This is a genomic window from Chitinophaga sp. RCC_12 (assembly GCF_041360695.1).
GTDB lineage: Bacteria > Bacteroidota > Bacteroidia > Chitinophagales > Chitinophagaceae > Chitinophaga.
In genome coordinates this window covers 38,363-63,303 of record NZ_JBFUPS010000007.1, presented here as the reverse complement: position 1 = coordinate 63,303, position 24,941 = coordinate 38,363, and the positions used below count along the sequence as shown (strand labels likewise).

Annotated in this window: 17 protein-coding genes; 10 read left to right on the top strand and 7 right to left on the bottom strand. The window is 48.4% G+C overall.

What is annotated here, in order from left to right; genetic code table 11:
- The first annotated feature begins 135 nt into the window (after positions 1 to 135).
- Together AB6805_RS20460 and AB6805_RS20455 are read left to right on the top strand one after the other, a co-directional pair.
- The gene (locus tag AB6805_RS20460; RefSeq protein WP_370911297.1) at positions 136 to 1,965 is read left to right on the top strand and encodes an alkaline phosphatase; all 1,830 of its coding nucleotides are present in this window, start codon (positions 136 to 138) and stop codon (positions 1,963 to 1,965) included.
- A gap of 97 nt (positions 1,966 to 2,062) precedes the next feature.
- Positions 2,063 to 4,813 carry a glycoside hydrolase family 2 TIM barrel-domain containing protein gene (locus tag AB6805_RS20455; protein WP_370911296.1) on the top strand — a complete coding sequence of 917 codons (2,751 nt, stop codon included), beginning with the start codon at positions 2,063 to 2,065 and terminating at the stop codon, positions 4,811 to 4,813.
- Here the strand turns inward: AB6805_RS20455 and AB6805_RS20450 are convergent.
- Together AB6805_RS20450 and AB6805_RS20445 are read right to left on the bottom strand one after the other, a co-directional pair.
- Positions 4,805 to 5,509, bottom strand: a complete 705-nt coding sequence (locus AB6805_RS20450; RefSeq protein ID WP_370911295.1) for an NUDIX domain-containing protein — start codon at positions 5,507 to 5,509, stop codon at positions 4,805 to 4,807. The two genes, AB6805_RS20455 and AB6805_RS20450, sit on opposite strands and share 9 nt — an antisense overlap.
- Positions 5,510 to 5,586: 77 nt before the next feature.
- The gene (locus AB6805_RS20445; protein ID WP_370911555.1) at positions 5,587 to 6,240 is read right to left on the bottom strand and encodes an HAD family hydrolase; all 654 of its coding nucleotides are present in this window, start codon (positions 6,238 to 6,240) and stop codon (positions 5,587 to 5,589) included.
- Positions 6,241 to 6,583: 343 nt separating this feature from the next.
- On the opposite strand from AB6805_RS20445, the gene AB6805_RS20440 reads away from it, so the two are divergent.
- Together AB6805_RS20440 and AB6805_RS20435 are read left to right on the top strand one after the other, a co-directional pair.
- Positions 6,584 to 7,384 carry an alpha/beta fold hydrolase gene (locus AB6805_RS20440; protein WP_370911294.1) on the top strand — a complete coding sequence of 267 codons (801 nt, stop codon included), beginning with the start codon at positions 6,584 to 6,586 and terminating at the stop codon, positions 7,382 to 7,384.
- A gap of 22 nt (positions 7,385 to 7,406) precedes the next feature.
- A complete protein-coding gene (locus AB6805_RS20435) occupies positions 7,407 to 8,252 on the top strand; it encodes a hypothetical protein (RefSeq protein ID WP_370911293.1) in 846 nt (281 codons plus the stop codon).
- Here the strand turns inward: AB6805_RS20435 and AB6805_RS20430 are convergent.
- The 4 genes from AB6805_RS20430 to AB6805_RS20415 are packed head-to-tail and all read right to left on the bottom strand — an operon-like array spanning position 8,246 to position 14,148.
- Complete coding sequence (locus tag AB6805_RS20430; protein ID WP_370911292.1) at positions 8,246 to 9,352, bottom strand: ATP-binding protein; 1,107 nt, start codon at positions 9,350 to 9,352, stop codon at positions 8,246 to 8,248. The genes AB6805_RS20435 and AB6805_RS20430 overlap by 7 nt on opposite strands.
- Complete coding sequence (locus AB6805_RS20425) at positions 9,349 to 9,903, bottom strand: chemotaxis protein CheB (protein ID WP_370911554.1); 555 nt, start codon at positions 9,901 to 9,903, stop codon at positions 9,349 to 9,351. The genes AB6805_RS20430 and AB6805_RS20425 overlap by 4 nt, the downstream gene beginning before the upstream one ends.
- Before the next feature lie 38 nt (positions 9,904 to 9,941).
- Positions 9,942 to 10,763 (bottom strand): protein-glutamate O-methyltransferase CheR, encoded by an 822-nt coding sequence (locus AB6805_RS20420; RefSeq protein ID WP_370911291.1) that lies wholly within the window; start codon positions 10,761 to 10,763, stop codon positions 9,942 to 9,944.
- 7 nt (positions 10,764 to 10,770) lie between these two features.
- A complete protein-coding gene (locus AB6805_RS20415) occupies positions 10,771 to 14,148 on the bottom strand; it encodes a response regulator (protein WP_370911290.1) in 3,378 nt (1,125 codons plus the stop codon).
- A gap of 266 nt (positions 14,149 to 14,414) precedes the next feature.
- Here AB6805_RS20415 and AB6805_RS20410 point away from each other — a divergent pair, with 266 nt between their 5' ends.
- From AB6805_RS20410 to AB6805_RS20385, 6 genes are read left to right on the top strand one after another with little or no spacing between them, the layout of a single operon-like run.
- The gene (locus AB6805_RS20410; protein WP_370911289.1) at positions 14,415 to 14,786 is read left to right on the top strand and encodes a response regulator transcription factor; all 372 of its coding nucleotides are present in this window, start codon (positions 14,415 to 14,417) and stop codon (positions 14,784 to 14,786) included.
- A 4-nt stretch (positions 14,787 to 14,790) separates the two neighbouring features.
- On the top strand, positions 14,791 to 15,945 hold the full coding sequence (locus AB6805_RS20405; protein ID WP_370911288.1) for a HEAT repeat domain-containing protein: 1,155 nt from the start codon (positions 14,791 to 14,793) through the stop codon (positions 15,943 to 15,945).
- Positions 15,945 to 17,378, top strand: a complete 1,434-nt coding sequence (locus AB6805_RS20400) for a glycosyltransferase (RefSeq protein WP_370911287.1) — start codon at positions 15,945 to 15,947, stop codon at positions 17,376 to 17,378. Before AB6805_RS20405 ends, AB6805_RS20400 begins: the two co-directional genes overlap by 1 nt.
- 14 nt (positions 17,379 to 17,392) lie before the next feature.
- Entirely contained in the window at positions 17,393 to 18,871 is a 1,479-nt protein-coding gene (locus AB6805_RS20395) for a glycosyltransferase (RefSeq protein WP_370911286.1), read from the top strand.
- 19 nt (positions 18,872 to 18,890) lie between these two features.
- Positions 18,891 to 21,752, top strand: a complete 2,862-nt coding sequence (locus tag AB6805_RS20390; protein ID WP_370911285.1) for a tetratricopeptide repeat protein — start codon at positions 18,891 to 18,893, stop codon at positions 21,750 to 21,752.
- Between the two features lie 22 nt (positions 21,753 to 21,774).
- Complete coding sequence (locus tag AB6805_RS20385; RefSeq protein ID WP_370911284.1) at positions 21,775 to 24,000, top strand: DUF4838 domain-containing protein; 2,226 nt, start codon at positions 21,775 to 21,777, stop codon at positions 23,998 to 24,000.
- A 41-nt stretch (positions 24,001 to 24,041) separates the two neighbouring features.
- Here AB6805_RS20385 and AB6805_RS20380 read toward each other — a convergent pair whose 3' ends face one another.
- On the bottom strand, positions 24,042 to 24,938 hold the full coding sequence (locus AB6805_RS20380; RefSeq protein ID WP_370911283.1) for a helix-turn-helix domain-containing protein: 897 nt from the start codon (positions 24,936 to 24,938) through the stop codon (positions 24,042 to 24,044).
- Positions 24,939 to 24,941: the final 3 nt, after the last annotated feature.

The following is a 24,941-nucleotide window of genomic DNA, read 5'->3' as shown; positions in this document are numbered from 1 at the left end:
GTTGCCGGAAGTGTTAACTAAATCGATTTTTTTTAAATAGATAATTAACATAAAGATAAACACGGCAGCGCCGCCGGCTAACAGGATTATATCACCTTTGCCCGTTGAATCTTTAAAACTACCTTTTACAATACAATGAAAAAAGCACTGTTCATTTTATCCGGTGTAATGATAGTTACCGGGGCATCCGCACAAATAAAACAGTATACAATGGCGCAGGCGCACTCTCATAATGATTATGAGCGGGCCACTCCTTTTTACGCAGCGGCTTCCCTGCAGTTTGGTTCTATTGAAGCAGATATACACCTGAAAGACGGCATTTTATACGTGGCACATGATGCCAGCGCCATAGAACCGTTCCGCACCTTTAAGGAAATGTACCTGCAGCCTGTGCTCCGGCAGTTTTCCCTTTACAACGGCAAACCCTATGCAGGCAACGCCCCCATGCAGCTGCTGATAGACCTGAAAACAGCCGGCACGCCTACCTTACAGGCATTACAGGAACTGCTCCTTCCCTACCGCAAGTATTTTGATCGCAACACAAACCCTGCTGCCGTAAAACTGGTGATATCCGGCAACCTGCCGCCGATGGCAGAATGGGACAAATATGATCCTATCTTCTTTTTTGATGGCCGGCCGGATAGCGTATATCCGGCAGCGTTACAGCAACGCATTGCCATGCTAAGCGTGGATTTTCACGCCTATAGCAGCTGGAACGGCAAAGGAACACTGGTGCCGGCGGAAATGCAGAAAGTAACCGCCGTCATCAATAAAGCGCATCAGCAGGGATATGCTTTCCGCTTCTGGGGCGCACCCTCCACCCGGTCCACCTATTACAAACTGATGGACCTCGGCGCCGACTGGATCGGAACAGACCACCCGGAGGAATTGTATGATGTAATGCACAACACTGCCCGTACCACCGCTTCCAATATGCCGGTACATGAAGTGTATACGCCTTCCTTTGCATCTGACGCCACACAGGTGCGATCTAAAAACGTGATCCTGCTGATAGGCGATGGCACCGGCCTGGCGGAAATGTTTTCCGGCTACACGGCCAATAAAGGCGCGCTGAACATATTCCAGATGAGGCAACTCGGCTTATCCAAAACCCAATCGACCGACAACTACCACACCGACTCCGCTGCTGGCGGCTCCGCCATGGGTACCGGCACTAAAACACATAACCGCGCTATCGGGCTCGACAATACCTACGTATCTATCCCCCTGATCCCTGAAATACTGGCGCCTAAAGGCATTCAGAGCGGTGTTATTGTCACCGAAGAAATTACCGGCGCCACGCCTGCTTCTTTCTATGGTCATACCGCGGACCGGGATAGCACCTATGCCCTGGAAAAACAACTGCTCAGCAGCAAACTGCAACTGGCTGTTGGCGGCGGAAGGGAAGACCTGGAAAAAAACTTCAGCCGGCAGCTGGCATCCTCCGGTATCCGCATCTACGACAACCTGGATAACTGGGACGCCACTACGAAAAACCGTACGCTTGTGATCCTGAGCAATAAGGCAGTTACCTCTATGCGCAACGGGCGGGGTAACTACCTGAAAACGGCACTGAAAAAGGCATTACAGCAACTGAATGCTTCCGGCAAAGGATTTTTCCTGATGGTAGAAGGCTCCCGGATAGATCAAGGCGGCCACCTTAACGACCTGGACTACCTGGTCCGTGAAATGCTCGACTTCGATGAAGCAGTAGGAGAAGCCCTCCGCTTTGCTGACCAGGACAAGCAAACCACCGTAATTGTTACCGCTGACCATGAAACCGGCGGCCTCGCCCTGATGGATGGCGATATCGCCAAAGGCTCCTTACGCGGTCATTTTGCCACCAACGACCACACCGGTATCCCGGTAATGGTATTCGCCTATGGACCCAACTCCAACCTGTTCCGCGGCGTTTACGAAAACAACGAGATCTTTCACAAGATGCTCAGATGCTTCGGTAAATAATGCAGCGGAGGGGCGCCTTCGGCGCCCCTCCGCCAAAAAACCGCTCCAACTCCGCGTTTCTTTTTTGTACATTTAAAGGCATTTTAAAATTCCCGACATGTTAGCAAGAATCCTATTGCTGCTTACAGGTGTGTTATGCCTGCATGCAGCGTTTGCCCAGGAAACCCGGTACATCTATCTTTCAGGCACCGATAAAGATCATACTGTTAACTGGGACTTTCATTGTTCCGGCGGACAACGCAGTGGCAAATGGACAACGATTCCCGTTCCATCCAACTGGGAACAGCAGGGATTTGGCAGTTATAACTACGGCCATGATAAAGAAAAAGCCAGTGAGCAAGGGCTGTACCGCTACCGTTTCTCCGCACCGGATAACTGGCGGGAACGGCAGGTGAATATTGTTTTTGATGGCGTGATGACCGATGCCGAAGTAAAAATCAATGGGCGCCTGGCCGGTGAGATTCACCAGGGCGGCTTTTACCGGTTCCGGTATGATATCAGTAAACTGCTGCGTAATGGCAGCAATCTACTGGAAGTAAAGGTGAGCAAAATGTCGGCGAATGCAGGCGTAAACCGGGCAGAACGGAACGGCGATTTCTGGGTGCTGGGCGGTATTTACCGGCCTGTTTTCCTGGAAGTGAAGCCATTGGTCCATATTGATCACGTGGCCATAAATGCTACCGCCAAAGGCCATTTCTCCGTGCAGGCTTTCACTACCCCTTTGCCGGAAGGATATTCCCTCAGCGCGCAGGTGACCACCCTGGCCGGCCAGGCTGTTCAGCAGGCAGTGACCATACCCGCCGCAACCACCCACCCCGCCGCCTATACGTTGCAGCAACAACTCGACCATCCCGCTACCTGGAGCGCAGAGTTTCCCCAACGCTACCTGGCAGTAGTAGCAATTAAAAAAGATAACCGGACCATACACCGTATCACCCAGCCCTTTGGTTTCAGGACCATTGAAATAAGACCACGGGATGGCATATACGTAAATAATACCAAAGTAATACTGAAAGGCGTAAACCGCCACAGCGCCTGGCCGGAAACAGGACGCACGCTCAGTAAAGCGATCAGCATACTGGACGTGAACCTCATGAAAGACATGAACATGAACGCTGTGCGGATGTCGCACTACCCGCCGGATGAACACTTCCTGGATGTATGCGATTCGCTGGGTTTATTTGTGCTGGATGAACTTACCGGCTGGCAGGCCGCCTACGACACCGTAGTAGGACGCAAATTGGTAAGAGAACTGGTGGAGCGGGATGTTAACCATCCTTCCGTTATTGCATGGGACAATGGCAATGAAGGCGGGTTTAACCGTGCGCTGGATGGCGACTATCACCTGTACGACCCACAACTGCGCCCCGTGCTGCATCCCTGGGAAAGATACAATGGCGTGGACACCAAGCATTATCCCAACTTCAACTACCTCGTTAACTCCAGCCTGTACGACCAGGACATTTACCTGCCTACCGAATTTATGCATGGCCTTTACGATGGCGGCATGGGTGCGGGCCTGAACGATTTCTGGGATCGTATACTGCAGCATCCCCGTGGCGCTGGCGGTTTTCTGTGGGCATTCAGCGACGAAGGACTGGTACGCACCGATAAAAACGGCATCATCGACACAGACGGTAACCACGCCCCCGACGGCATAGTAGGCCCCCACCGCGAAAAGGAAGGCAGCTTCTACACCATCCGGCAGTTGTGGTCGCCGGTACATATATCCCTGCCCGTTATTACATCCGCCTTCGATGGCCGTATACCGGTGGAAAACCGTTACGACTATACGCCTTTGTCCAGGTGCCGGTTCAGGTGGCAGCTGCTGCGGTTTGCATCTCCCGGAAAAAATAACCAAACAGACACCATTGCCGCGGGTGCAATTGCAGCGCCGGATCTGGCGCCCCATACCAAAGGCTTCCTGGAGCTGTCACTACCAAACGGCTGGCAGGATGCAGACGCACTGTACGTTAGCGTAGAAGATAGTTACGGACGCAGCATCCTCACCCGCAGCTGGCCATTACAACCGCCTTCCCGCATCGTACGGCAGTTTCCCGGGGTGAACGGCCGCCTGAATATTGTAACCGATCATGATACGCTTGCCGTAGATAACGGTACCGGTACTTATTATTTCAGCCGGACAACCGGTCAGCTGCTGCAGATTGTTACTGCCAAAGGCAGGATTTCATTAAGCGGAGGGCCTGTACTGGCAGGCGTTTCACAGGAACTGAAGGAGTTCAGGCCGGGTACCGATTCCAGCGGTTATTTTATCATCGCCCGTTATGAAGGCAATGGCTATCTCCAGGTGAAGTGGACTTTCAAACCCGGTGTCCCGGTACAACTGGATTACAGCTACAGCGTCAAAGGCGCTACGCCTTTCAGCGGTATTACGTTCCGGTATCCGGAGGAAAAAGTAACGGGACTGTCGTGGACAGGTGAAGGGCCATACCGGGTATGGAAAAACAGGCTGCAGGGACAGCTGTTTGGCAGTTGGTATAAAGCCTATAACAACACGGTGACGGGGGAAAGCTGGGAATATCCCGAATTCAAAGGCTATCATGCCAATGTGTACCAGGCCACCTTTCATACAAAGGAGCAGTCATTCACCTTTTATACCGGTAACGAGGGTACGTTTTTACAGGTATTTCATCCGCAGGCGCCAAAGGGAGCAGCTAACAACAATACTACGCCCGCGTTCCCCGACGGGGATATCGGTTTCCTGAGCGCCATTGCGCCCATAGGCACCAAATTCCAGGATGCCGCACAGATGGGACCTGAAAGCCAGGACAATATGATGCTGAACTATACGCCGGTGAAAGGGACTATCTGGATCGGCTTACCGTAAGTTGCCGGGATCCGTTACAAAATTCAGGAAAGCATTGAACTTGGCGTTATACTTACGTTTATCCAGTTTGAAATAGAAGGCGCCGCGCTTGGAGCTGAGCCGGTCTTTGTCCTTTTGTTTGATCAGCAGGCCGGTAGACAAGACCTTGCGGCTGAAGTTACGTTTATCGAAAGTAACGTCATACACCGCTTCATACAGCAGCTGTAACTGGGGAATGGTAAACTTCAGCGGCAGCAGTTCAAAAAGGATGGGGTGTATGGCGGCCTTATAGCGGAGCTTCTCCTGGGCCATCTTCACCATTCCGGTATGGTCGAAGATGAGATCGGGCAGCTTATCAAGCGAAATCCATTCTGCATGGTACTCGTCGTTGATCTGCAGTTTGTATTGATTGATATCGATGAGGGCAAAGTAGGTGATAGAAACCGTGCGTTCTACCGGGTCACGGGCCGGGTCACCGAAGGCAAACAGCTGTTCCATGTATACCCCTTCCAGACCGGTGAGCTTCTTCAAAATCCTTGCAGCGGCGGCTTCAAAGCTTTCGTCGGCCTGCACAAATCCGCCCATCAGGCTCCATTTATTCTTTTGCGGTTCAAATCCGCGCTTGATCAGCAGCAGCTTCAGCGCCTCCCCGTCAAAACCGAAAATGATGCAATCGACTGCCACCAGCATCCTTGATTGCCCTGAATAACGTGTCATACCAGCAATTATTTATATAACCCGGCAATTTATGGTTCCCTGCTGACATTAGGAAATTATATTACAATTTTCCTTGTTTATCTAAACAGCTGTTGCAACACAGGATCGGTATAATCTGCCACAAAAGCCCGGATATTATTGTAAGGGGCAAACTCTTCACGTGTATGCATGGTCGTTAACACAATGGCCTCCATACCGGCATTCAAAGCAGCCTCCACACCTTTGGGCGCATCCTCAAACACAATACAACCGGCCGGTGCCACGTCCAGTAGCTGCGCACATTTCAGGAATACTTCCGGGTTGGGCTTGCTGGTAGCCACATCATCTGCACTGACAATCGCCTTCAGGTAATGCCGGAGATGCAGGTTATCGAGCACATAGTTAATGTTAAAAGTATTGGCAGCAGAACCTATTGCCATCGGGATACCGGCAGCGGCAGCCTTTTCCAGGAAAGCTGGTAGACCAGCAATCAGCTCAAGATGAGGCCTGAAAGCTTCCTGGTACAATACTTCTTTTTCATGGGCAATTTCCTCCATCTGTTGTGCTGTAAAATGATCTTTCCCGAAAACACGCACCAACAGTTCCTCATTCTTCCCGTACATGTGGCTTCTTACAATTTCCCGGGGAAGATTGGCGCCCAGCTTATTCAGCATGTTGTACCAGCCTTCCAGGTGATACTCCATGTCGTTGATCATGGTACCGTTAAGGTCAAACAGAAATGCTTTTTGCAGCTGTGTCATAATGCCTTTTTTTGTAAGGCGCAAAGATACGGGCGAATTTTGTCTTTCTCACTGATTACGCTGATTATACTGATTTTTTGGATTTTTACTTTTTTGATTTTTTTATGATTTAATAATTAAAGAAGATAAAAGCGAATATATCCGCTTATATCCCTTAATCCTTTATAAAATCAAAAAAGTAAAATCCAAAAAATCAGTATAATCAGCGTAATCAGTGAGAAAGACAAAATCCGCGGAATTACCTATATTTGATACACCAACAGACAAATCCGGCATCTCAAAATAACCTGTCTTTTCAGCAGCTATAGTTATCATTTTCAAATATTATTGTAGTATGGACATTATTCTAAGAAACAACATCCATGTTACCGGTAACCTGGAAAGCCCTCAGACGCTGGTTTTCGCTCACGGATTTGGCATTGATCAAACTTCTTTTTCAAAAGTAATTCCCTCATTTGAACATGATTATAAAATTGTGCTGTTTGATAATGTGGGCGGTGGAAAAGCTAATATAAAAGCGTACAGTCCCAAACGTTATGAGGCCATGAATGGCTATGCTACTGATGTTGCCGATATTATCCAGGCACTGGATTTGCGGCAGGTGACTTTTGTGGGACATTCGGTAAGTGGTATGACAGGTATGCTCACCAGCATCCACTATCCCGGCATGATTGATAAGCTGGTGCTGCTGGGTTCCAGTCCCCGCTATCTTAATGATCCGAAAGACGGCTATACCGGCGGGTTTGATCATGCAACGCTGACGAGCTTATTTGAGGCAATGGAAGCAAACTATCACGCCTGGGCTGCCGGCTTTTCAAAAGTAGCTATGCGAAATGAAGACAGACCGGAGTTAGCGGCCGCCTTTGCCAAAACGCTGAATGACATCCGTCCGGATATTGCGATCCAGGTAGCCAAAGCCATTTTTTACCTGGACTACCGCAAGGAGCTGCCCAAAGTAACACTGCCTGTGCTGGTAGTGCAAACCGCCAACGATATTGCCGTGCCGGCCGTAGTAAGTGAGTACCTGGAAGCCAATATTCCCAACAGCCGCCGGACCAAAGTGGAAACAGAAGGGCATTTCCCCCAGATATCGGCGCCAATGGAAGTAGTAGCCGCCATACAATCGTTTCTTTAGTTCATCTTTTCAATTTCATATTGTGAGCACCTGGGAGCACAAAGCTTTAAATTTTATTAATCAAACCGGCAGATGGGATAAGGATAAACATATCTCCTCCTTTCTCGCATTCAGCATCTCCCTGGTAAAAAACCTGACGGAAGCAGACATTGCGCTGCAACTGGAATTTGAAGATGAAGAAACAGCAAAGGTGAAATGTGCCTCTCCCCTTCACCTGAACGATATGGTACTGAACCCTGAACCCATCAAAAAACTACTGTATACACAGGGCTTTAAAACCATTTACTGGCGCGAGATACCGCCTCCAAAAGAAAATGTATTTAAAGAAATACTACTGGCCCTGTCATCTGCCATTATCATCCCGGTAAATACCAGTCCCAATAACAGCCTGCTTATTCTTGGATGGAGTGAGCCACCTTCCTTTGAACCCGGTTTCCTGGAGTGTATAGAAACAATCCGGTTACGGTTGAAAGAAATACTGGTGCAATCCCAGCAACAGATCTATTTCCAGCGTATAGCCGTGCGGTTTGCCGCTATCCTTCATACCATTCCGCATGCGCTGGTGTTCATCAACAACGACGGATTTTCCGGGTGGGTAAACCAGGAAGGCGCTGCCCTGCTGGGCCTGTCGGGCCCGGGAGAACAGCTGCCCGCGGTACTTTCAGATGCCATGATGCAACTGCGGAACAAAACATTGAACCTGGAAGCTATTGACAGGGAAGCGATGCACCTGTTTTCTTCCCCCGAAAATTCCATCAGCAACTGGCGCTGGCAAATGGAAAATAAGGTACTGCTGGTATCCTGTTTACCGGTTACCACGCAACAGATCAGCGGAAGATTGTGGATTTTTGAAAATGGTGATCAATAACGCTGGCGCCAGAGAAAATAAAAAGTGCTGCCTTCACCCGGCTGGGAATCTACCCATACTTTACCACCCTGTTCTTCTACCAGCAATTTAAAGATATTAAGACCGATACCGGTGCCCTCTCCTTTTCCTTCGTTGTCCAGCCGCTCAAATAGTTTGAAGATACGGTCGGTGTCACGTTTAGCCACACCCGGACCATTGTCTTTTACATAAAACTCATAGAACTCTCCTTTGTCGGTTCCTCCAATGGTAATAATGCCGTCCTTCTTGTCGTTATACTTGATAGCGTTGGAAACCAGGTTCTGAAATACCTGCTGCAACTTGAGTTTATTGGTCTCCAGTACCGGCAGGGTGCCCACCGTTTCAATATGGATATTGGCAGGGGGAAATAACAGCTTTGATAATTGTGTTACCAGTTCGTGGACGTTTACCTCTTCAATGGTTTGCTCCATATCGCTTTGCCGGGTATAGTCCAGCATAGATGTAATCATTTCCGTGAGGTGATTGGTGGCGCCGAGTACTATTTTCATATACTCTTTCAGGTCGGGTGCGTTCTGGATGCGTTCATCTTCATTGATCAGCGCCAGCAGGCCAATAGCGCCAGAGAGCGGGGATTTCAGGTCATGCGCCACCACATACATAAACCGCTCCAGCTGTTTATTGATCTTTTCCTTTGCGGCCATGGCTTCTTTCAACTCAAATTGGTAGCGGTATAATTTTTCAAATACACTCACTTTTGCGCGGGTAACATTTACGTCGAGGGGTTTCGACAGGTAATCTACCGCTCCTTCTTCAAAGCCCCGCATTACGTATTGCTCCTCCTTATTGATGGCGGTTACAAAAATGATAGAGATGTCTTTTGTTTTAGGATTTGTTTGTAAGAGACGGGCCACTTCATAACCATCCATATCGGGCATTTGTACGTCCAGCATAATAAGGCCTATATCATCGTGCCGGAGGACAGTTTTCAATGCTTCATTACCCGAATCAGCCTTTAAGATCTCCCTGTTATCGCCTTCCAGCATATGTTCCAGGGATACAAGGTTTTCTGCTTTATCATCTACCAGCAGTATGGTAAATGTTTTTGGTTTACGCTGCTTCATTTCTCGACGTTTGTTTTCGTGCTAATATTTCTTAAGTGACGGATGATATCATTAACAGACATGGTCTGAATACCGGAGCAAAGATCCAGGGCGGCCTGGGGCATCGTGTTAAACTCGGCGGTCAGCGGATCCTGTACAATCGCTGTGCCACCGGACGCGGCGATATGGCAAAGCCCTGCTGCGCCGTCTTTATTGGCGCCACTCAGTAGTATTCCCACGACGGCGTTGCCAAAGGCAAGGGCCGCACTCTCGAAGCTCAGATCTATAGCAGGCCGGCTGAAATTTACCAGTTCCGAATAGTCCAGCGAAATAGTTCCATCGGCTTCTATCAGAAAATGATAATTTTGCGGGGCCAGGTAAATATGCCCTGGCAATAATAGTTCTTTATCATCCGGTTCTGTAATTTTTTGCTTCCCGGATAGTAAGGTACCCAATTCACTTTGTACATTTTTCAAACGGTGGATAACGATCACCACTGGCATAGGAAATGTTGCTGGCAGCTCTTTGATCAATTTGGTGAGCGCTGTCATACTGCCGGCAGAACCGCCAATAACAAGGATCCTGTATGAATGGGGCGTTGTCAGTTTTTTTACATTTTACGCCTGAAAATTTTATTAGCCTGGTTTACTGTTTCAAATTTTGTCCTTTCTTCATTATATAGTAGTGATTCTTTAATCCCTAATGCCAGGTAACCTAACGAAGTTAAGCTTTCATAAAATAATTTTACTACCCGGTTCTGCAGTGTTCTGTTAAAATAAATAAAAACGTTCCGGCAACAGATAAGTTGAAATTCATTGAACACCTGGTCTGTCACGAGGTTGTGCTGAAAAAAAATAATGTTGCGTCGCAGGGCCGGGTGGATGATCGCATTATCATAACGTGCCGTATAGTAGTTGGAAAAATCGTTGATACCGCCGGACCGCATATAATTAGCGGTATACTCTTTCATATCCTTCAGGGCAATGATCCCGCTTTCTGCTTTGTCCAGGTTGGCTTCATTGATATCTGTGGCGTATATCCTGCAGCGGCCGAGCAAACCGGCTTCTTCCAGCAATATCGCCATGGAATACACTTCTTCGCCTGTAGCGCAGCCGGCATGCCATACTTTAATGATCGGATAAGATGCCAGTCGTGGTAGTACCTGCTCCCTCAATACCTTATAAAACGAGGGGTCCCGGAACATTTCGGTTACATTCACCGTGATATACTGCACCATTTCCCTGAAGAAGTTTTCTTCATTCACCAGACGGTGTTTCAGTTCAAAGACGCTGTCGATTCCCGCCATGCCGGTAAAGCGGCTGAAGCGGCGCTTCAATGAAGCGCTGGCATAGTCTGAAAAGTCATACCCGTAGCGCTGTTGAATGATCTTCACCAGTTCTGTAAAATCTCCATGACTGATTTCCTCTACCATATAATTTTTATGACAACCATACCCGTAACAGGGAAAGCAGCTTTATATTATCTACGGGTTTGGCGATATAGTCGGATGCACCTGCCTCCAGGCATTTTTGCCGGTCGCCAGCCATTGCCTTGGCAGTGAGGGCAATTACCGGCAGTTGCTGAAACCGGGCGTCAGCGCGGATATGTCTCATCGCTTCATAACCATCCATTTCCGGCATCATGATATCCATCAGTACCAGGTCGAGTGTTGGATGCTGTTGCAATACTTCCAGTGCTTCCCGGCCATCGGCGGCGGTGAGCACCGAAATACCCTGTTCTTCCATCAGTGCGCTGATGGAAAAAACATTACGCATGTCATCATCTGCCAGCAGCACGGTTTTGCCGGAAAGATTACCTTCCGTCCAGGTGGTGGCCGTATCTTCTATATTTGTTTTCTTCTGCAATTTGTAAAGAAAAAGCTCGAGTTCATCCATCAGCCGGTCGGTGGCATGCGTGGAGTTACGCACAATAGCGGAGGCATACTTTTTCAGCTGTTGTTCTTCGCTGCCGGTAATATCCTGGTCGAGGTACACAAGGAGCGGCGTATCACCTGATTCGGGGATTTGCGTCAGCGTTTCCAGTTGTTGTAAACCGGCCTGGAGGTCTTTGCCTATTTCCACTATTACGGCGTCATACTTTGTTCCGGCGAGCAACGCCTGCGCCTCCGGAATGCCTGCGGCGATATCATACCTGCTGCCAAGATTTCTTTCGGCACTCATGGTTTCCAGCGTGGCGCCTGCGCTCAGCGGTCCTACCGACACCAGCAGTACTTTTTTCAGCCGTGCCTGCAGTTGTGCGCTGATGCTGGTGAATACAGCTTCGAGGTCGCTCAGTTCAAGCGGCTTCCTCGTATAGCCATGTATGTTATCTTCCTTAATAGCCTGTATATCTGCGCCGGTTACAACGTGTACAAGGATTTTGCTCAATTCCTCACTGCTTTTAAGGATTTTGAGAATGCTGCTGCCGTCGATTACCGGCAGGTTCATATCCAGGATAATGGCTACCGGTAAAAATTTGCGGGCATAGGCCAGTCCGTCCTGCCCGTTATGCGCCACGATGGTTTTAAATCCCTTGTTACGGGCAAAGTCGCGCAGGATATCCGCAAAATGAACATCGTCTTCGATAATCAGGATCAGTTTATCCTGTTTGGTGAGGTTATCACGGTCGTCGTTCACAGCAACAGGAGATTGTATCTGCGGGGCAATGTCCTTTACCGGTGTTACCGGCACTGCGCCTGGTATGGTAGCATTTACCGGTAATACAATGGTGAAAGTGCTGCCAGTGGGGCTGCTGTGATCGAGACGGAGCGCGCCATGCAGCAGCTGCGCCAGTTCCCGGCTTATGCTCAGGCCAAGGCCGGTACCACCGTACTTACGACTGGTACTGCCATCTCCCTGGTGAAAGGCGTTGAATATCAGTTCCTGCTTATCTGCCGGTATACCCGGACCGGTATCTGTAACGCTGATACAGAGCGTGCCGGGAGTGCTTAAATACAGGGAAAGACTGACCACGCCCCCTGCCGGTGTAAATTTGAATGCGTTTGACAGCAGGTTGCGGATTACCTGTAACAGCCGGAGTTTATCGGTATGGATAGCTGCAGGAACATCCGGCGCTAAATTTTTGGCGAAGGAAATCTGCTTCTCCTGCGACACCACATCGAACAGGTCGGAAAGGTCGTCCACAATGCTCTGCACCGGCACATTTTCAAATTCCATCTCTACTTTACCGGCTTCTATTTTAGACAGGTCCAGCACATCGTTGATCAGGTGCAGCAGGTCGGAACCGGATTTATAAATGATACCGGCGTACTCCATTTGTTTTTCCGTGAGGTTTTTATCTTTATTTTCCTGCAACATTTTCGCCAGGATGAGTACACTGTTCAGTGGGGTTCTCAGTTCGTGGGACATGTTAGCGAGGAACTCTGATTTATACCGGCTGCTGGCTTCCAGTTCGGTAGCTTTGAGGGAAAGCGCTCCCCTGGCCATTTCCAGGTCTTTATTTCTTTCTGTTATTTCTGCGTTTACCTGCCGTAGTTCTTCTTCCTGCACCTTTAGTTCTTCTTCAGATGCCTGTAATACTTCCGACTGCCTGCTCAGTTCCTCATTCGACTGCCGCAGTTCTTCCTGCTGGCTGATCAGAATTTCTCTTTGTTCCTGTACCTGTTGAAGCAGTTGCAGGATTTTTTCACGGGCATTGGCTGCATTAACGGCAACGGCTATATCTTTTGACAATACTTCCAGCAACCGCAATTGTAAAGGCGTTACTTTCCGGAAAGAGGCGAGTTCAATAACGCCCAGCAATTCATTTTCTATCCACAGCGGCATCATTACCAGGGAGCCGGGTTGAAGGTGTCCGCTGGAAGAGTTTAGTTGCCAGTAGTTAGCCGGCACGTCGCTGATAACGAGGATCTCCTTTCCGGATACGGCTGTTCCCAGGAAACCCTCGTTCAGTGGCACCGCCTGTGGAATAGCAGCCGGCATGCTAACGGCAGCGTACAAACGAAGATCCTGGTATTTATCGTCGTAGCAGTAGAAGGCGCCGGCCGTAAAATCCGCGAATGCAGTAAGGGTATGCAGGCATTTCCGTACCAGCTCATCGCGGTTATTCACGCCCTGGAGGCTGTCGTTCATATTATTGACGCCAGTCAGCATCCAGTTCTTTTCATTGGCAGCGGCGTTGATTTCCACCACTTCATCCAGTTTGCGGTTCAGCGCCTGTTGCACGCGCAAACGGCGTTTAAACTCTGCGTAGGTGACTCTCATGAGAATAGAACCTACCAGCAGGATGAATGCATTGTTGATCAGCAGGGTTCTGACAGCTTTGGTAAAAGAACTGCTTTTTACGTTCTCGCGAAGAGCCAGCAAACGGCGTTCCTCTCCATTTACCTTGCCTACCTGCGTCCGCACCCTGTCCATCAACAGGGTTTCCTTTTCTGTAATGTCCCCATTCTGTTCGAAGCGTTGTTGTACTAAGGTATGATCCAGCACATTCCAGTAGCTGAGCAGGGCATTGATATTATCTTCCAGGGAGTCTATATTTTTTACCTGGTTGGGGTTATCCGCTACCATGGTACGCAGATCGTTTACGGCGGGCGGCACTTTGGGAAGCGCCAGCTCATAGGGTTGCAGGAATTTTCTATTAAAGGTGCCCCGGAAGCCCCTGCGGGAAGCTTCCATATCAAATAATAAACGCTGTACCCTTTCGGAACCATTGAGCACGCGATAAGTGTGCTGTACCCATCCCGCCTCTTCTGTTTGCTCGGTAAACGTTTGCCACGTTAAAAATCCGCCGAGTAAAACAAGCAACACAATAACGGCAAATCCGAGGTACAGTCTGTTAACTAATGAAATCTTCATATAATATTAATTCCTTAATATAGCATAAAAATACCTAAATGCACTCACATTCAATACCTTTGGGGGGAGCAATAAATCTGTTTAAACAGTAATGTAACCATTTGTTTTTATCAATGGAAAACTATTCATTTATTTTTAAAGTATATATCTATATAACATCAGCCATTTCAAATACCACGAAGCGCATCTTTAGAAAACACAATAAAAGTATCACCCTGCCGAACAATTAAATATCAGTTTTGTTTAGCGGATTAAATTCAGCCACGATGAGTAAAATTTTGTTAGTAGAAGATGATGAGATAATGCCCAAAATAGTGGCAAGGATTCTCCCTTCTGCAGAGTATGAGCTGGACCACGTATCTAATGGAAAAGAAGCATTTGAAAAACTGGAAGCCACCAATTACGGTTATGACCTGATCATTACGGATATTATGATGCCGTATGCCAACGGGTTTGAAATTCTGAGCCGGGTAAAGAGCCAGCCCAGGCCGATCCCGGTGATTATTGTTTCCAATGCCGGCAACGAAGACATGATCATGGAAGGCTTTAAACTGGGAGCAGATGATTTCCTGAAGAAGCCGATCATACCTGCAGAATTACTGATCAGGGTCAAAAGATTGTTAATGAAGAATAAATAGCTGCATGTTCGATATACCCATTCCTGCTTTCCTGGATCCCGCGCTCAGCACATTCAGGGAAGCGCCATTGGCCATCAGGCTGGCAATGATATTTATTATAGTGGCTGTTCTGGTTACCCTGCTGGCTTATCTTTCTATATTAAGAAGCCGGTTCCTGGGGCATCAGCGGAGAAAAAGACTGGATTACCTGCTCCCAAAGATCGATAACCTGATCATTGATGAGATCATGGCCAACCCGGAAGTAGCCGCAGGCACACCGGCCAGCCAGATCCAGCTGAACCTGGATGGATTCCAGGAACTGCCTTTACATAAGAAATGGGCCAGGCAGGCTACCACCGACCGTATTATACATTTCCGCCGCAATGTTAGAGGCAACGCCGGCCACCTGCTGCGCAACCTGTACATCCAGCTGGAACTGAGTAAAGATACCATGAGGCAGATGAAGTCGCCCAAATGGGCCCGGAAAGTACGGGCACTGACAGAGTTCATCGACATGGATATCCCCGTGGCAGATGTAACTATTTTACCATTAACGAATAGCCGTAACCGTGAGTTACGTGCCGCCGCGCGGCATGCGTATATCAAGCTCAGTAAAAATGAGCCCTTTAAATTCTTTGATGTGGTAACCGATCCCCTGCTGATGTGGGACCAGGTGGAATTGTTCCGGATCATTACCACTACAGAAGATATCTCCATTCCCAACTTCGCCAGGTGGGTCACCTACTCTTCCAATAAAAGCGTGGTTTCCTTTTGCCTGAAACTGATCGTTCATTATAACCAGCTACCCGCCGTACCTGCAGTAACCCAGCTGCTGGATACCAAAGACCATTACCTGCGCGCAGACGCCATTAATTGTCTTGGTAAACTAAAGGTCCCCGACGTGGAAGACAGGCTGGTATCCATGTACAGCAGTCAGCCGCTGCAATGCCAGATAGAAATACTGAAGGCTATAGGCCGCATCAGCAGCGGACGTCAGATTGATTTCCTGAAACAGGAATTCCTTCATTCTACCAACTTCGATCTGCGCAAAGCTGCCGCCAAATCCCTGGTACGGAACAACCAGCTAGCCGGCAACGTAATACAGGAACTGCTGGAAACCGCTAATCGCGAAAACCTGCTGATACTGAAGCATTGTATGAACCCTTTAATTAAATACTGATGGAGGGCATTTTATCATGGCTGGGCAGGGCCTACGAAAATACCCTTTTCGTATATGGGTTGGTTTTACTACTGGTATATGCCTTACTGGCCCTGCTGTCGATGCTGGCTATCCGCCATTACACCCGGAAAAGCACCCACCATCAGCTGGACATACTCGCCAGCTCGCCGATGGCGCCCGGTCTTACTATCCTTGCACCTGCCTTTAATGAAGGGCTTACCATTATTTCCAATGTGCGGTCGCTGCTTACGCTCAATTACCCGCGCTATGAAATCATTATCATCAACGACGGCAGCACCGACAATACCATGGAACAGCTGATCTCAGAATTCAGGATGGTGGCGGTGGACTTTGCCTATAACCCGAGGATACTGACGCAACCTGTGCGGAAGATCTATAAATCTACTGATCCCGCTTATTCTTCCCTGATGGTGATTGATAAAGTGAATGGTAAAAGTAAAGCTGATGCCGTAAATGCAGGGATCAACATCGCCACGTTTAAGTATTTTGTTTGCACCGATGTTGACTGTATCCTTCATAAAGATACCTTGCTGGAACTGGCACTGCCGGTAATGCAGGAGGAAAAAAGAAAGGTGATTGCCGTTGGCGCCACTTTGCGCATCGCCAACTCATCCGACTTTGACGAAGGAGTGCTGATCCGTATGCGGCCTCCCCGGCAGCTGCTCCCCCGCTTCCAGGAAGTGGAATATATCCGTTCGTTCGTATTGGGGAAAATGGGATGGAGCTATATTAATTGTGTGCCCAACGTTTCCGGCGGATTGGGTTTATTTGATAAAGAAGTAGCCACCCGCTGCGGAGGCTATGACCACAGCTCTTTTGGGGAAGATATGGAATTGCTTACCAGGATGTGCCGCTATGCACACGACAATCAGATTGACTATGCAGTGAAGTATATTCCCAAAACACTCTGCTGGACAGAAGGACCGGCTTCTGTAAAGATATTCAGCCGGCAGCGCACCCGCTGGGCGCGTGGACTGGCCCAGCTGATGTATGCCCATTTCAGTATGTTCCTGAATCCCCGCTATGGAAAAATGGGACTGATCGTATTTCCTTTTAACTTCTTCTTTGAATTACTGGCGCCTTTGGTAGAGTTCAGTGGTGTCATTATTTATATATACCTCGCCGTAACCGGCCAGGTAAACTGGCCTTATGCATCGTTGCTGCTGCTTTTCGTATATACCTATGCCGTTATGATCACCACTATAGCTATCCTATGGGATCAGCTTTCTTTTGGTTATTATAAGAAGTGGTGGGAAGTAGCCTATTTGTGCCTGACACCTTTTATGGAGTTTTTACTATATCATCCGCTCATTGTATTTTTTTCCCTGCGGGGATACTATTATTTCCTGACGGGCAAAAAAAGTACGTGGGGAAATATGCAGCGGCAAGGCTTTGGAAAAAAGAAGAAATAAGAAAACAGTGTGCTATGCTCAGAACAATTTTTGAAGGAGGCGTATTTATATATGGTTGTGTACTGTTGTGCATGTACGCCTTGCTGGCGTTTATGTCTTACCGTGGTATTATCCGTTTCCGTAAAAAAAGCAGTTTCACCGACTATAATCACCTGCTCGATTCCCCGCTTACACCGGGCATATCCGTGATAGCGCCTGCCTACAACGAAAGCGTTACCATTATCATGAATGTACGTTCACTCCTTACGCTGAACTATACACGTTATGAAGTGATCATTGTAAACGATGGCAGTACAGACGATACGCTGGAAAAGCTGATCATGGAATTTGAACTGGTGCCGGTGGATTTCGCCTACAACGAAAGAATAGTAACGCAACCCGTGCGGCAACTGTTTAAATCCACCAACACCGCCTACGATAAATTGCTGGTGGTCGATAAAGTAAATGGTAAAAGTAAAGCCGATGCCGCCAATGCGGGTATCAATGCGGCCGCCTTCGACTATTTCCTGAACACAGATGTGGACTGTATCATTGAAAAAGATACGCTGCTCCGTATGATCAAACCATTCATGGATGAAGAGCATAAGAAAACCAAAGAGATCGGGGAACCTTGTCCGCAGTGCGGATATGTACATGTGATGGAAGACAGCCGGCAGGTGATAGCCACCGGCGCCACGTTACGCATAGCCAACTCCACGGAAATTGATGAAGGCGTGATCATACGGGTACGCCCTCCCGAAAAAGTATTGCCCCGCTTCCAGGAAATGGAATACATACGGGCATACGTGCTGGGGAAAATGGGATGGAGCGTGATGAACAGTGTACCCAATGTTTCCGGCGGGCTGGGCTTATTTGATAAAGAAGTGGCTATCAAAGCCGGTGGCTATGATCACAGCTCTTTTGCGGAGGATATGGATATTGTAACCCGCATGTGCGCATTTATGATCGATAACAAACTGAAATACGCCATACGTTATATTCCCACCACGCAATGCTGGACCGAAGGACCTCCGAACATGAAAGTATTCAGCCGGCAACGGACCCGCTGGGGTCGCGGATTGGCGGAGATCATCACCCTGCACCGGAAACTCATTTTCAATCCGCGTTACAAGAAACTTGGATTGATCGTGTTACCTTATAACCTGTTCTTCGAGTTTCTGGCGCCCATCATAGAGTTTACCGGTATCCTTTATTATATCTACCTGATTATTACGCACCAGGTAAACTGGCCTTATGCACTTATATTATTACTCTTTGTATACCTGTTCTCCGTGATGATCAGTACGCTGGCCATCTGTTGGGACCAGCTTACCTATGGCTATTACAAAACCTGGCGGGAAGTGATTTCACTGTCTTTGATGGCCTTTTTTGAACCGCTGATCTATCATCCGCTGATTGTATTTTTTGCACTGCGGGGATACTGGTTCTTCCTCACGGGGAAAAAATCATCGTGGGGAAATATGCAAAGACAGGGATTTGGAAAGAAAAAATAAACTTATAAATGACAAGCAAATGGCTGTATTAAAACATCTGTTAACCGGAATACTGGTGTGTTGGACGATGCAAACGCAGGCGCAGATTTTAAAACAGAAGGATAATGCAGAAGCACTGTATAACCAGGCCGTCCAGGAAACAAAACTGCAGCACTATGATAAAGCCATCAGCTTATCGCACGAAGCGCTGAAGGCACAACCTGATTTTATTGATCAGCAGCTGTTACTGGCGCGCCTGTATATGCTCACCAAACAATATGACCTGTCCAGGAAATATACCAAAGCAGTACTTGCCAAAAATCCGCGTTACCGCGATGCCTATTATTATGCGATCAATGTGGAACTTACCACCGGTAAATATGCAGAAGCAGAATGTTATGCAGATGAGGCCCTGGCGTATTTTCCCGGCAGCCGGGAATTTATGCTGAAGAAGCTGGGTATACTGGATTTGCAGCACAAAGTATATCGTGGCAATGAACTGGCCGAAACCATCATGAGCAAATATCCTGAAGATACCATCGTGCGCAACGCCTATATAGAACACTACCTGCAAAGCGGTAAGTACTACCAGCAATTAGGTAACAGTGGCATGGCGCGTCAGAGTTACGACCGGGTACTATTGGCTGATCCTCATAACCGCGATGCCCGCGAAGCCAACCTGGGCGTGGCTTTAAAAGGTGGAAATTACCAATCCGCGCTGGAGCAGGTGAATGATGAACTCGCCGCTCATCCCGGCAGTTACGACCTCCTTATGCGGAAGCTCACCATCCTGGAAGATATGCACGCCTATGTAGAAGCGCTGAGTACCTTACAGGAGATACAACGGCGGTACCCGGGAGATGCCAAAGCACGCGCCCTGGAAACTTCCCTGCGCATGGAAGCCGCTACTTACTATGCTAACATGGACCCCTATACGCTGTATGGCAGTGTGCTGGAAAAAAATCCCGGCAACCGCGAAGCACTGGATAAACTCATTGGTTACAGTATGGCCCGTGGCGCCTACCAGGAAGCCCTGGCATGGATCAACAGGGGACTGAAGGCCAATCCCAACGACAGCCACCTGCTGGCGTTAAAGATGGATGTACTGGAAGGCGACCGTAAGTATGGCAGCGCCGCCGCGCTGGCAATGATACTGTATCAGCGCGCACCCAATCCGGTACTCAAAGAAAGACTGGTACAGCTGCAAACCGCCACCGGGCGAGAATACCTCGCGCAGCAGCAGTACGACCTGGCACTTGCCTCCTTTGAGTCGGCCCTGAAGGTAAGTCCTGGCGACTCTACGGTGCTGCACCTGCTCGCCAATACCTACATCTCTCAGAAAAATACTTCCGCTGCATTAAAAGTACTGGACCAGGCACTTACCTACTACCCGGCCAATGAATCTTTTCTCTTGAAAAAATCCAGTGTGCTGGCAGATGCCGGCAGGTATGAAGAAGCTGCTGCCATTGCCGGTGAACTGGCAGCCCGCTATCCTTCCGATGAGCGCTTCAGCAACAACTTTGTCGATATGCGTTTAACAGCAGGCCGTAATTTGATGAAGGCAGAAGAATATGACCTCGCCAAGCAACAGTTTGAACAGGTACTGGCAATAGCTCCTTCCAACCAGGAGGCGCTCGATTATATGATCAACATGCAAAGCGCCACCGGTAAGCCCGACAGCGCCCTCTACTTTGCAGATAAAGCGCTGACCTTGTATCCGGGCAACCGTGATTTCTTGCTGAAAAAAGCATCCGTGCTACAGGACATGCATGCGTATAACGAATCTGCTGCCATTACCGCCGACCTGATGAACCGCTATCCCTACACACTCAAATACAAAAATGCATACCTTACCAGCCTGATGTCGGCCGGTACTGATTACCAGCGTAATCAGCAACCCGACAGCGCGCTGGCCGTGTTTAACCAGGTACTGGCACTGCGCCCGAAAGATTCCATGGCATTGTTGTACAGCATTAATATCCTCAACGGGCAGCAACGCTACGACAGCGCCCTCGCCTACACCGCACAGGGAATAAAATATTACCCGGACAATGAAACCTTTTTAATGAAACGGGCCATCACCCTGGAGAATAAAAAAGATTTCACGGCCGCCGCACTGGTAGCAGATTCGATCGTAAAGCTGCAACCCACTGCCGTGAATACCGACTACCACGATTACCTGGCAAGTAAAACATTGAAGAACCAGTTCGGATTGTATTACCTCAACTCCAGCTATGATTACATGTCCGACAAATATAACATTGCCACTATTGAATACCGGCGCTACATCAAAAGGGGCTCTTATGCGGTGCAACTGAACTATGCCGGCAGAAAAACCGGCAATGGCTTACAGGGACTGGCAGAAATGTATTACACGCACACGCCTAAACTGTATTCTTATGGTATGCTGGCTTACTCCAACAAAACGGTGTTCCCGCAATTACGGGCAGCCTACTCGATATTCAAAACCTTTAAAAAAGATATTGAAGTGGAGCTGGGAGGCCGTTACCTGAACCTGGACAGCACCAATAGCATTTCCGGCGTGGTTTCTGTGGCAAAGCCTTTCGGCGATTTCTGGGTAAACCTGCGGGGATATGCCATCAGCGAATCTTCTGATTTTTATACGTCCTTTAATCTTACCACCCGTTATTTTATGAACCGGCGGCAGGACTATCTGCAGGTAGTAGCAGGATTAGGTACCTCTCCGGACGACAGGAGCCGGCTGATTAACTTTCCTAATCTTACCGGTTTACTGACACACAGCATTGGCGCCGGCTACCAGAAAGTGATCCGGTACCGGACCACACTCGGACTTTTCGGCACCTGGATTAACCAGAAGATCAGTGATACCGGGTACCAGAACCAGTACGATATTTATGTAACGCTTCAGCGTAAATTTTAACGGAATTACAATGTGCAGAATTATGAACAGCTTTTTGTTAATGATCACTACGTTGTTATACAGTGCCTGTCGGCCTCCGGCAGAAGAGATTACACTGGTACGGCAGGGGCACAGCGAATACGTGATTGTGCTGCCGGAACAGGCTACCAAAGCAGAAAGCAAAGCGGCAGGTATTCTCCGGGATTATATCCAACGTATTTCCGGGGCTGCACTACCCGTGATCACAGAACCTCAATACAAGGACCAGCCGGCGGTGTTTATTGGCAATACCACCCATAGTGCAGGCCCGGCTGAAATTCATGGAGAAGGTTTTTTCACCGGCAGCAAAAACGGGCAGCTCTTTATCCGTGGTGGCAGTGGCCAGGGAGTGGTGTATGGGGTATATTATGTGTTACAAACGTATATGGGTTGCCGTAAGGATGCCGCGGGTCCGGCAGTAATACCTACGGTGAAGGACATACGACTAAACGGCGCTATCTCCGATTTGCAGGAGCCTGCATTTATTTACCGGGAAAGCTACTACCCCCCTTCCATGGATGCCGAATACCTTGCCTGGCATGGGTTGCACCGGTTTGAAGACCTGTGGGGCGTATGGGGACATTCCTTTTTCAAGATTCTTCCACCGGATACTTATTTCAGGGATCACCCGGAATACTATTCGATGGTAAATGGTAAAAGGCAGCCGTTGCAACTTTGTTTAAGTAATGAAAACGTGTATACATTAACGGTAGAGTGGTTTAAAAAAGCGATGGCAAACAACCTGGATGCCATGTACTGGTCTGTTGCCCCACAGGATGGCGGCGGCGGCTGTACCTGCGATCTATGCCGCAAGGCAGATACAGAAGAAGGCGGTCCACAGGGTTCATTGATCCATTTTGTAAACCGGGTAGCCAAACAATTCCCGGACCAACGCTTTACCACGCTGGCTTATGGCTACACCGCCAAAGCTCCGTTAAAAACAAAACCGGCCGCCAATGTATATATTATGCTGAGCACTATTGATGTATTCCGGCAGGAACCACTCGCCCAGGCATCTTCCGCAGCCGGGTTCCGCAAAAACCTGGAAGACTGGGAAGCCACTACCAGCAACCTTTTCATCTGGGATTATACCACGCAGTTTACCAATTACCTGAATCCGTTCCCCGATTACAGTAACCTGTCATCCAACCTCCAATATTTTGCGGCCCATCATGTAAAGGGTGTATTTTCCCAGGGCAGCGGTGAAACCTATGGTGACATGGCAGAATACAACAGCTACGTACAGGCGGCCCTGTTATGGCAACCGGATGCTGATATGAAAAAAGTCAACAGTGACTTTTTAAAGGGCTACTACGGTGCTGCCGCGCCTGCGATGGGACAATACCTCGACGCACTCACGAATGCTGTTAAAAGCACCCGTGCGGTGCTGGATATCTACGGTAACCCCATCTACTCATTGCGCGATTATTTATCGCCGGTGCAAACAGACCAGTATTCCGGTTTTCTCGATAAGGCCGAAGCGGCAGTGGGTAACAACCCGCTTTATCTCCAGCGTGTATATAATACCCGGTTATTCCTGGAATATGCGGTGTTGCAGCAATCACGTTTCTATGGCACCGACAAATATGGCTATCTCCAGCCTGATGGCACGGTAAACCCGCGGTGGCCGCAACGTGTACAGAAATTTGTAGCGCAATGTAAAACAGCTGGTGTGCAGGAACTGGCAGAAGGCGGATTATCCCCTGATGCCTATGCGCAGGAGTGGCAGGAATTGTTTTCCCGTAAATGGGTAAAGAGTCTCGCGTTAGGTGCGGCGGTTACCCTTGTAAATCCCTACACGCCGGAGTATACGCCTAAAAAGGAGCGTACGCTTACCGATGGATTAACCGGTGGCAACGACTTCAGTTACAACTGGCTCTTTACTTATGGTAAGGATATGGTAGCTACTATTGACATGGGCAGCAGTAAAAATATCCGCCAGGTCCAAATGAATTTTTTACAGGATGCACGGCATTATATTTTCAATCCAGCACAAGTGTTGGTGGAAACATCTGCAGATGGTACTCGCTTTACATCTGCAGGCGTAAAGGATATTCCTGTTCCGGAGGAAGATTACGCAGTGCGTATTCATCACTATAGTTTCTCTGTCCCGGGCGTTTCGGCCAGGTATATCCGGATCACTGCCAAATGCCCGGCTACACTTCCCGATTGGCGCCTGGTGGAGGGAAAGAAACCCTCGCTTTGCTGCGACGAGATTACGGTGGAGTAACCCATACGTACAGGCGGACTTGATACGGTGTATCTTAATTATCAGTTAAATGCCTGCCGGAATTCAAGAGGTGACAAACTGGTTTTCTTCTTAAACAGCGTACTAAACGATTGTGCGTGTTCAAAGCCTAATGCATAAGCAATTTCGCTTACCGACAAATTTGTAGTCGAGAGTTTTTCCTTCGCCTTTTCAATCAATCGCTGATGTATATGTTGTTGTGTATTTTGGCCTGTATGCATGCGCAGTAGATCGCTCAGGTAGTTTGGTGACAGGTTCATGAATTCGGCCATGCGTTGTACCGTTAATAGTTCCGGTTGCGTTGTCGTACTGCTGTCAAAATACTCATCAACAAGGCGTTCAAATTTGGCAAGCAGTTGATGATGGTGGTTTTTCCGGGTGATAAACTGCCGCTCGTAAAATCGATTGGAATAATTAAGCAACAACTCAATTTGCGATAGGATAATTCCCTGCGTATATTTATCAATATGCAGGCATTCCTTGTCGATCTTGTTCAATATTGTAATAAGATCATCTTCTTCTTCAGCAGAAAGATGCAGCGCCTCATTTACAGCGTAAGAGAAGAAGTTATAACCGTTGATGTTGCTTGCCAGAGGATGGGCCAGCAAAAAGTCAGGATGGAAAACAAGCAGGTAACCGGATCCGCATTCTACGTTTTTCAGATCCAGGTATTGAACCTGATTAGGTGCGGTAAAGCTCAGAACACCCTTATTGTAATCATAATGTTGTTGACCATATCGTATTTTACCCTTGACTTCCCTTTTGAGGGCAACACAATAAAATCTATTCACAAAACCTTTCCATACATCATCTTCCAAGAAAATACTTTCGGCGAGGTTAATCACACTTACCAATGGATGACGTGGCTCGGGCAAAGAGAGCAACCGGTGAAATTCCGAGACTGATCTGATGGCATTCATCCT

Excerpts from the sequence above, each read along its gene's own strand:
- AB6805_RS20400 (WP_370911287.1), top strand. The coding sequence starts at position 15,945 with ATGGAGGGCATTTTATCATGGCTGGGCAGGGCCTACGAAAATACCCTT.
- AB6805_RS20430 (WP_370911292.1), bottom strand. The coding sequence starts at position 9,352 with ATGAAGCAGCGTAAACCAAAAACATTTACCATACTGCTGGTAGATGAT.
- AB6805_RS20405 (WP_370911288.1), top strand. The coding sequence starts at position 14,791 with ATGTTCGATATACCCATTCCTGCTTTCCTGGATCCCGCGCTCAGCACA.
- AB6805_RS20450 (WP_370911295.1), bottom strand. The coding sequence starts at position 5,509 with ATGACACGTTATTCAGGGCAATCAAGGATGCTGGTGGCAGTCGATTGC.
- AB6805_RS20395 (WP_370911286.1), top strand. The coding sequence starts at position 17,393 with ATGCTCAGAACAATTTTTGAAGGAGGCGTATTTATATATGGTTGTGTA.
- AB6805_RS20385 (WP_370911284.1), top strand. The coding sequence starts at position 21,775 with ATGAACAGCTTTTTGTTAATGATCACTACGTTGTTATACAGTGCCTGT.
- AB6805_RS20420 (WP_370911291.1), bottom strand. The coding sequence starts at position 10,763 with ATGGTAGAGGAAATCAGTCATGGAGATTTTACAGAACTGGTGAAGATC.
- AB6805_RS20415 (WP_370911290.1), bottom strand. The coding sequence starts at position 14,148 with ATGAAGATTTCATTAGTTAACAGACTGTACCTCGGATTTGCCGTTATT.
- AB6805_RS20440 (WP_370911294.1), top strand. The coding sequence starts at position 6,584 with ATGGACATTATTCTAAGAAACAACATCCATGTTACCGGTAACCTGGAA.
- AB6805_RS20380 (WP_370911283.1), bottom strand. The coding sequence starts at position 24,938 with ATGAATGCCATCAGATCAGTCTCGGAATTTCACCGGTTGCTCTCTTTG.
- AB6805_RS20460 (WP_370911297.1), top strand. The coding sequence starts at position 136 with ATGAAAAAAGCACTGTTCATTTTATCCGGTGTAATGATAGTTACCGGG.
- AB6805_RS20455 (WP_370911296.1), top strand. The coding sequence starts at position 2,063 with ATGTTAGCAAGAATCCTATTGCTGCTTACAGGTGTGTTATGCCTGCAT.
- AB6805_RS20410 (WP_370911289.1), top strand. The coding sequence starts at position 14,415 with ATGAGTAAAATTTTGTTAGTAGAAGATGATGAGATAATGCCCAAAATA.
- AB6805_RS20390 (WP_370911285.1), top strand. The coding sequence starts at position 18,891 with ATGGCTGTATTAAAACATCTGTTAACCGGAATACTGGTGTGTTGGACG.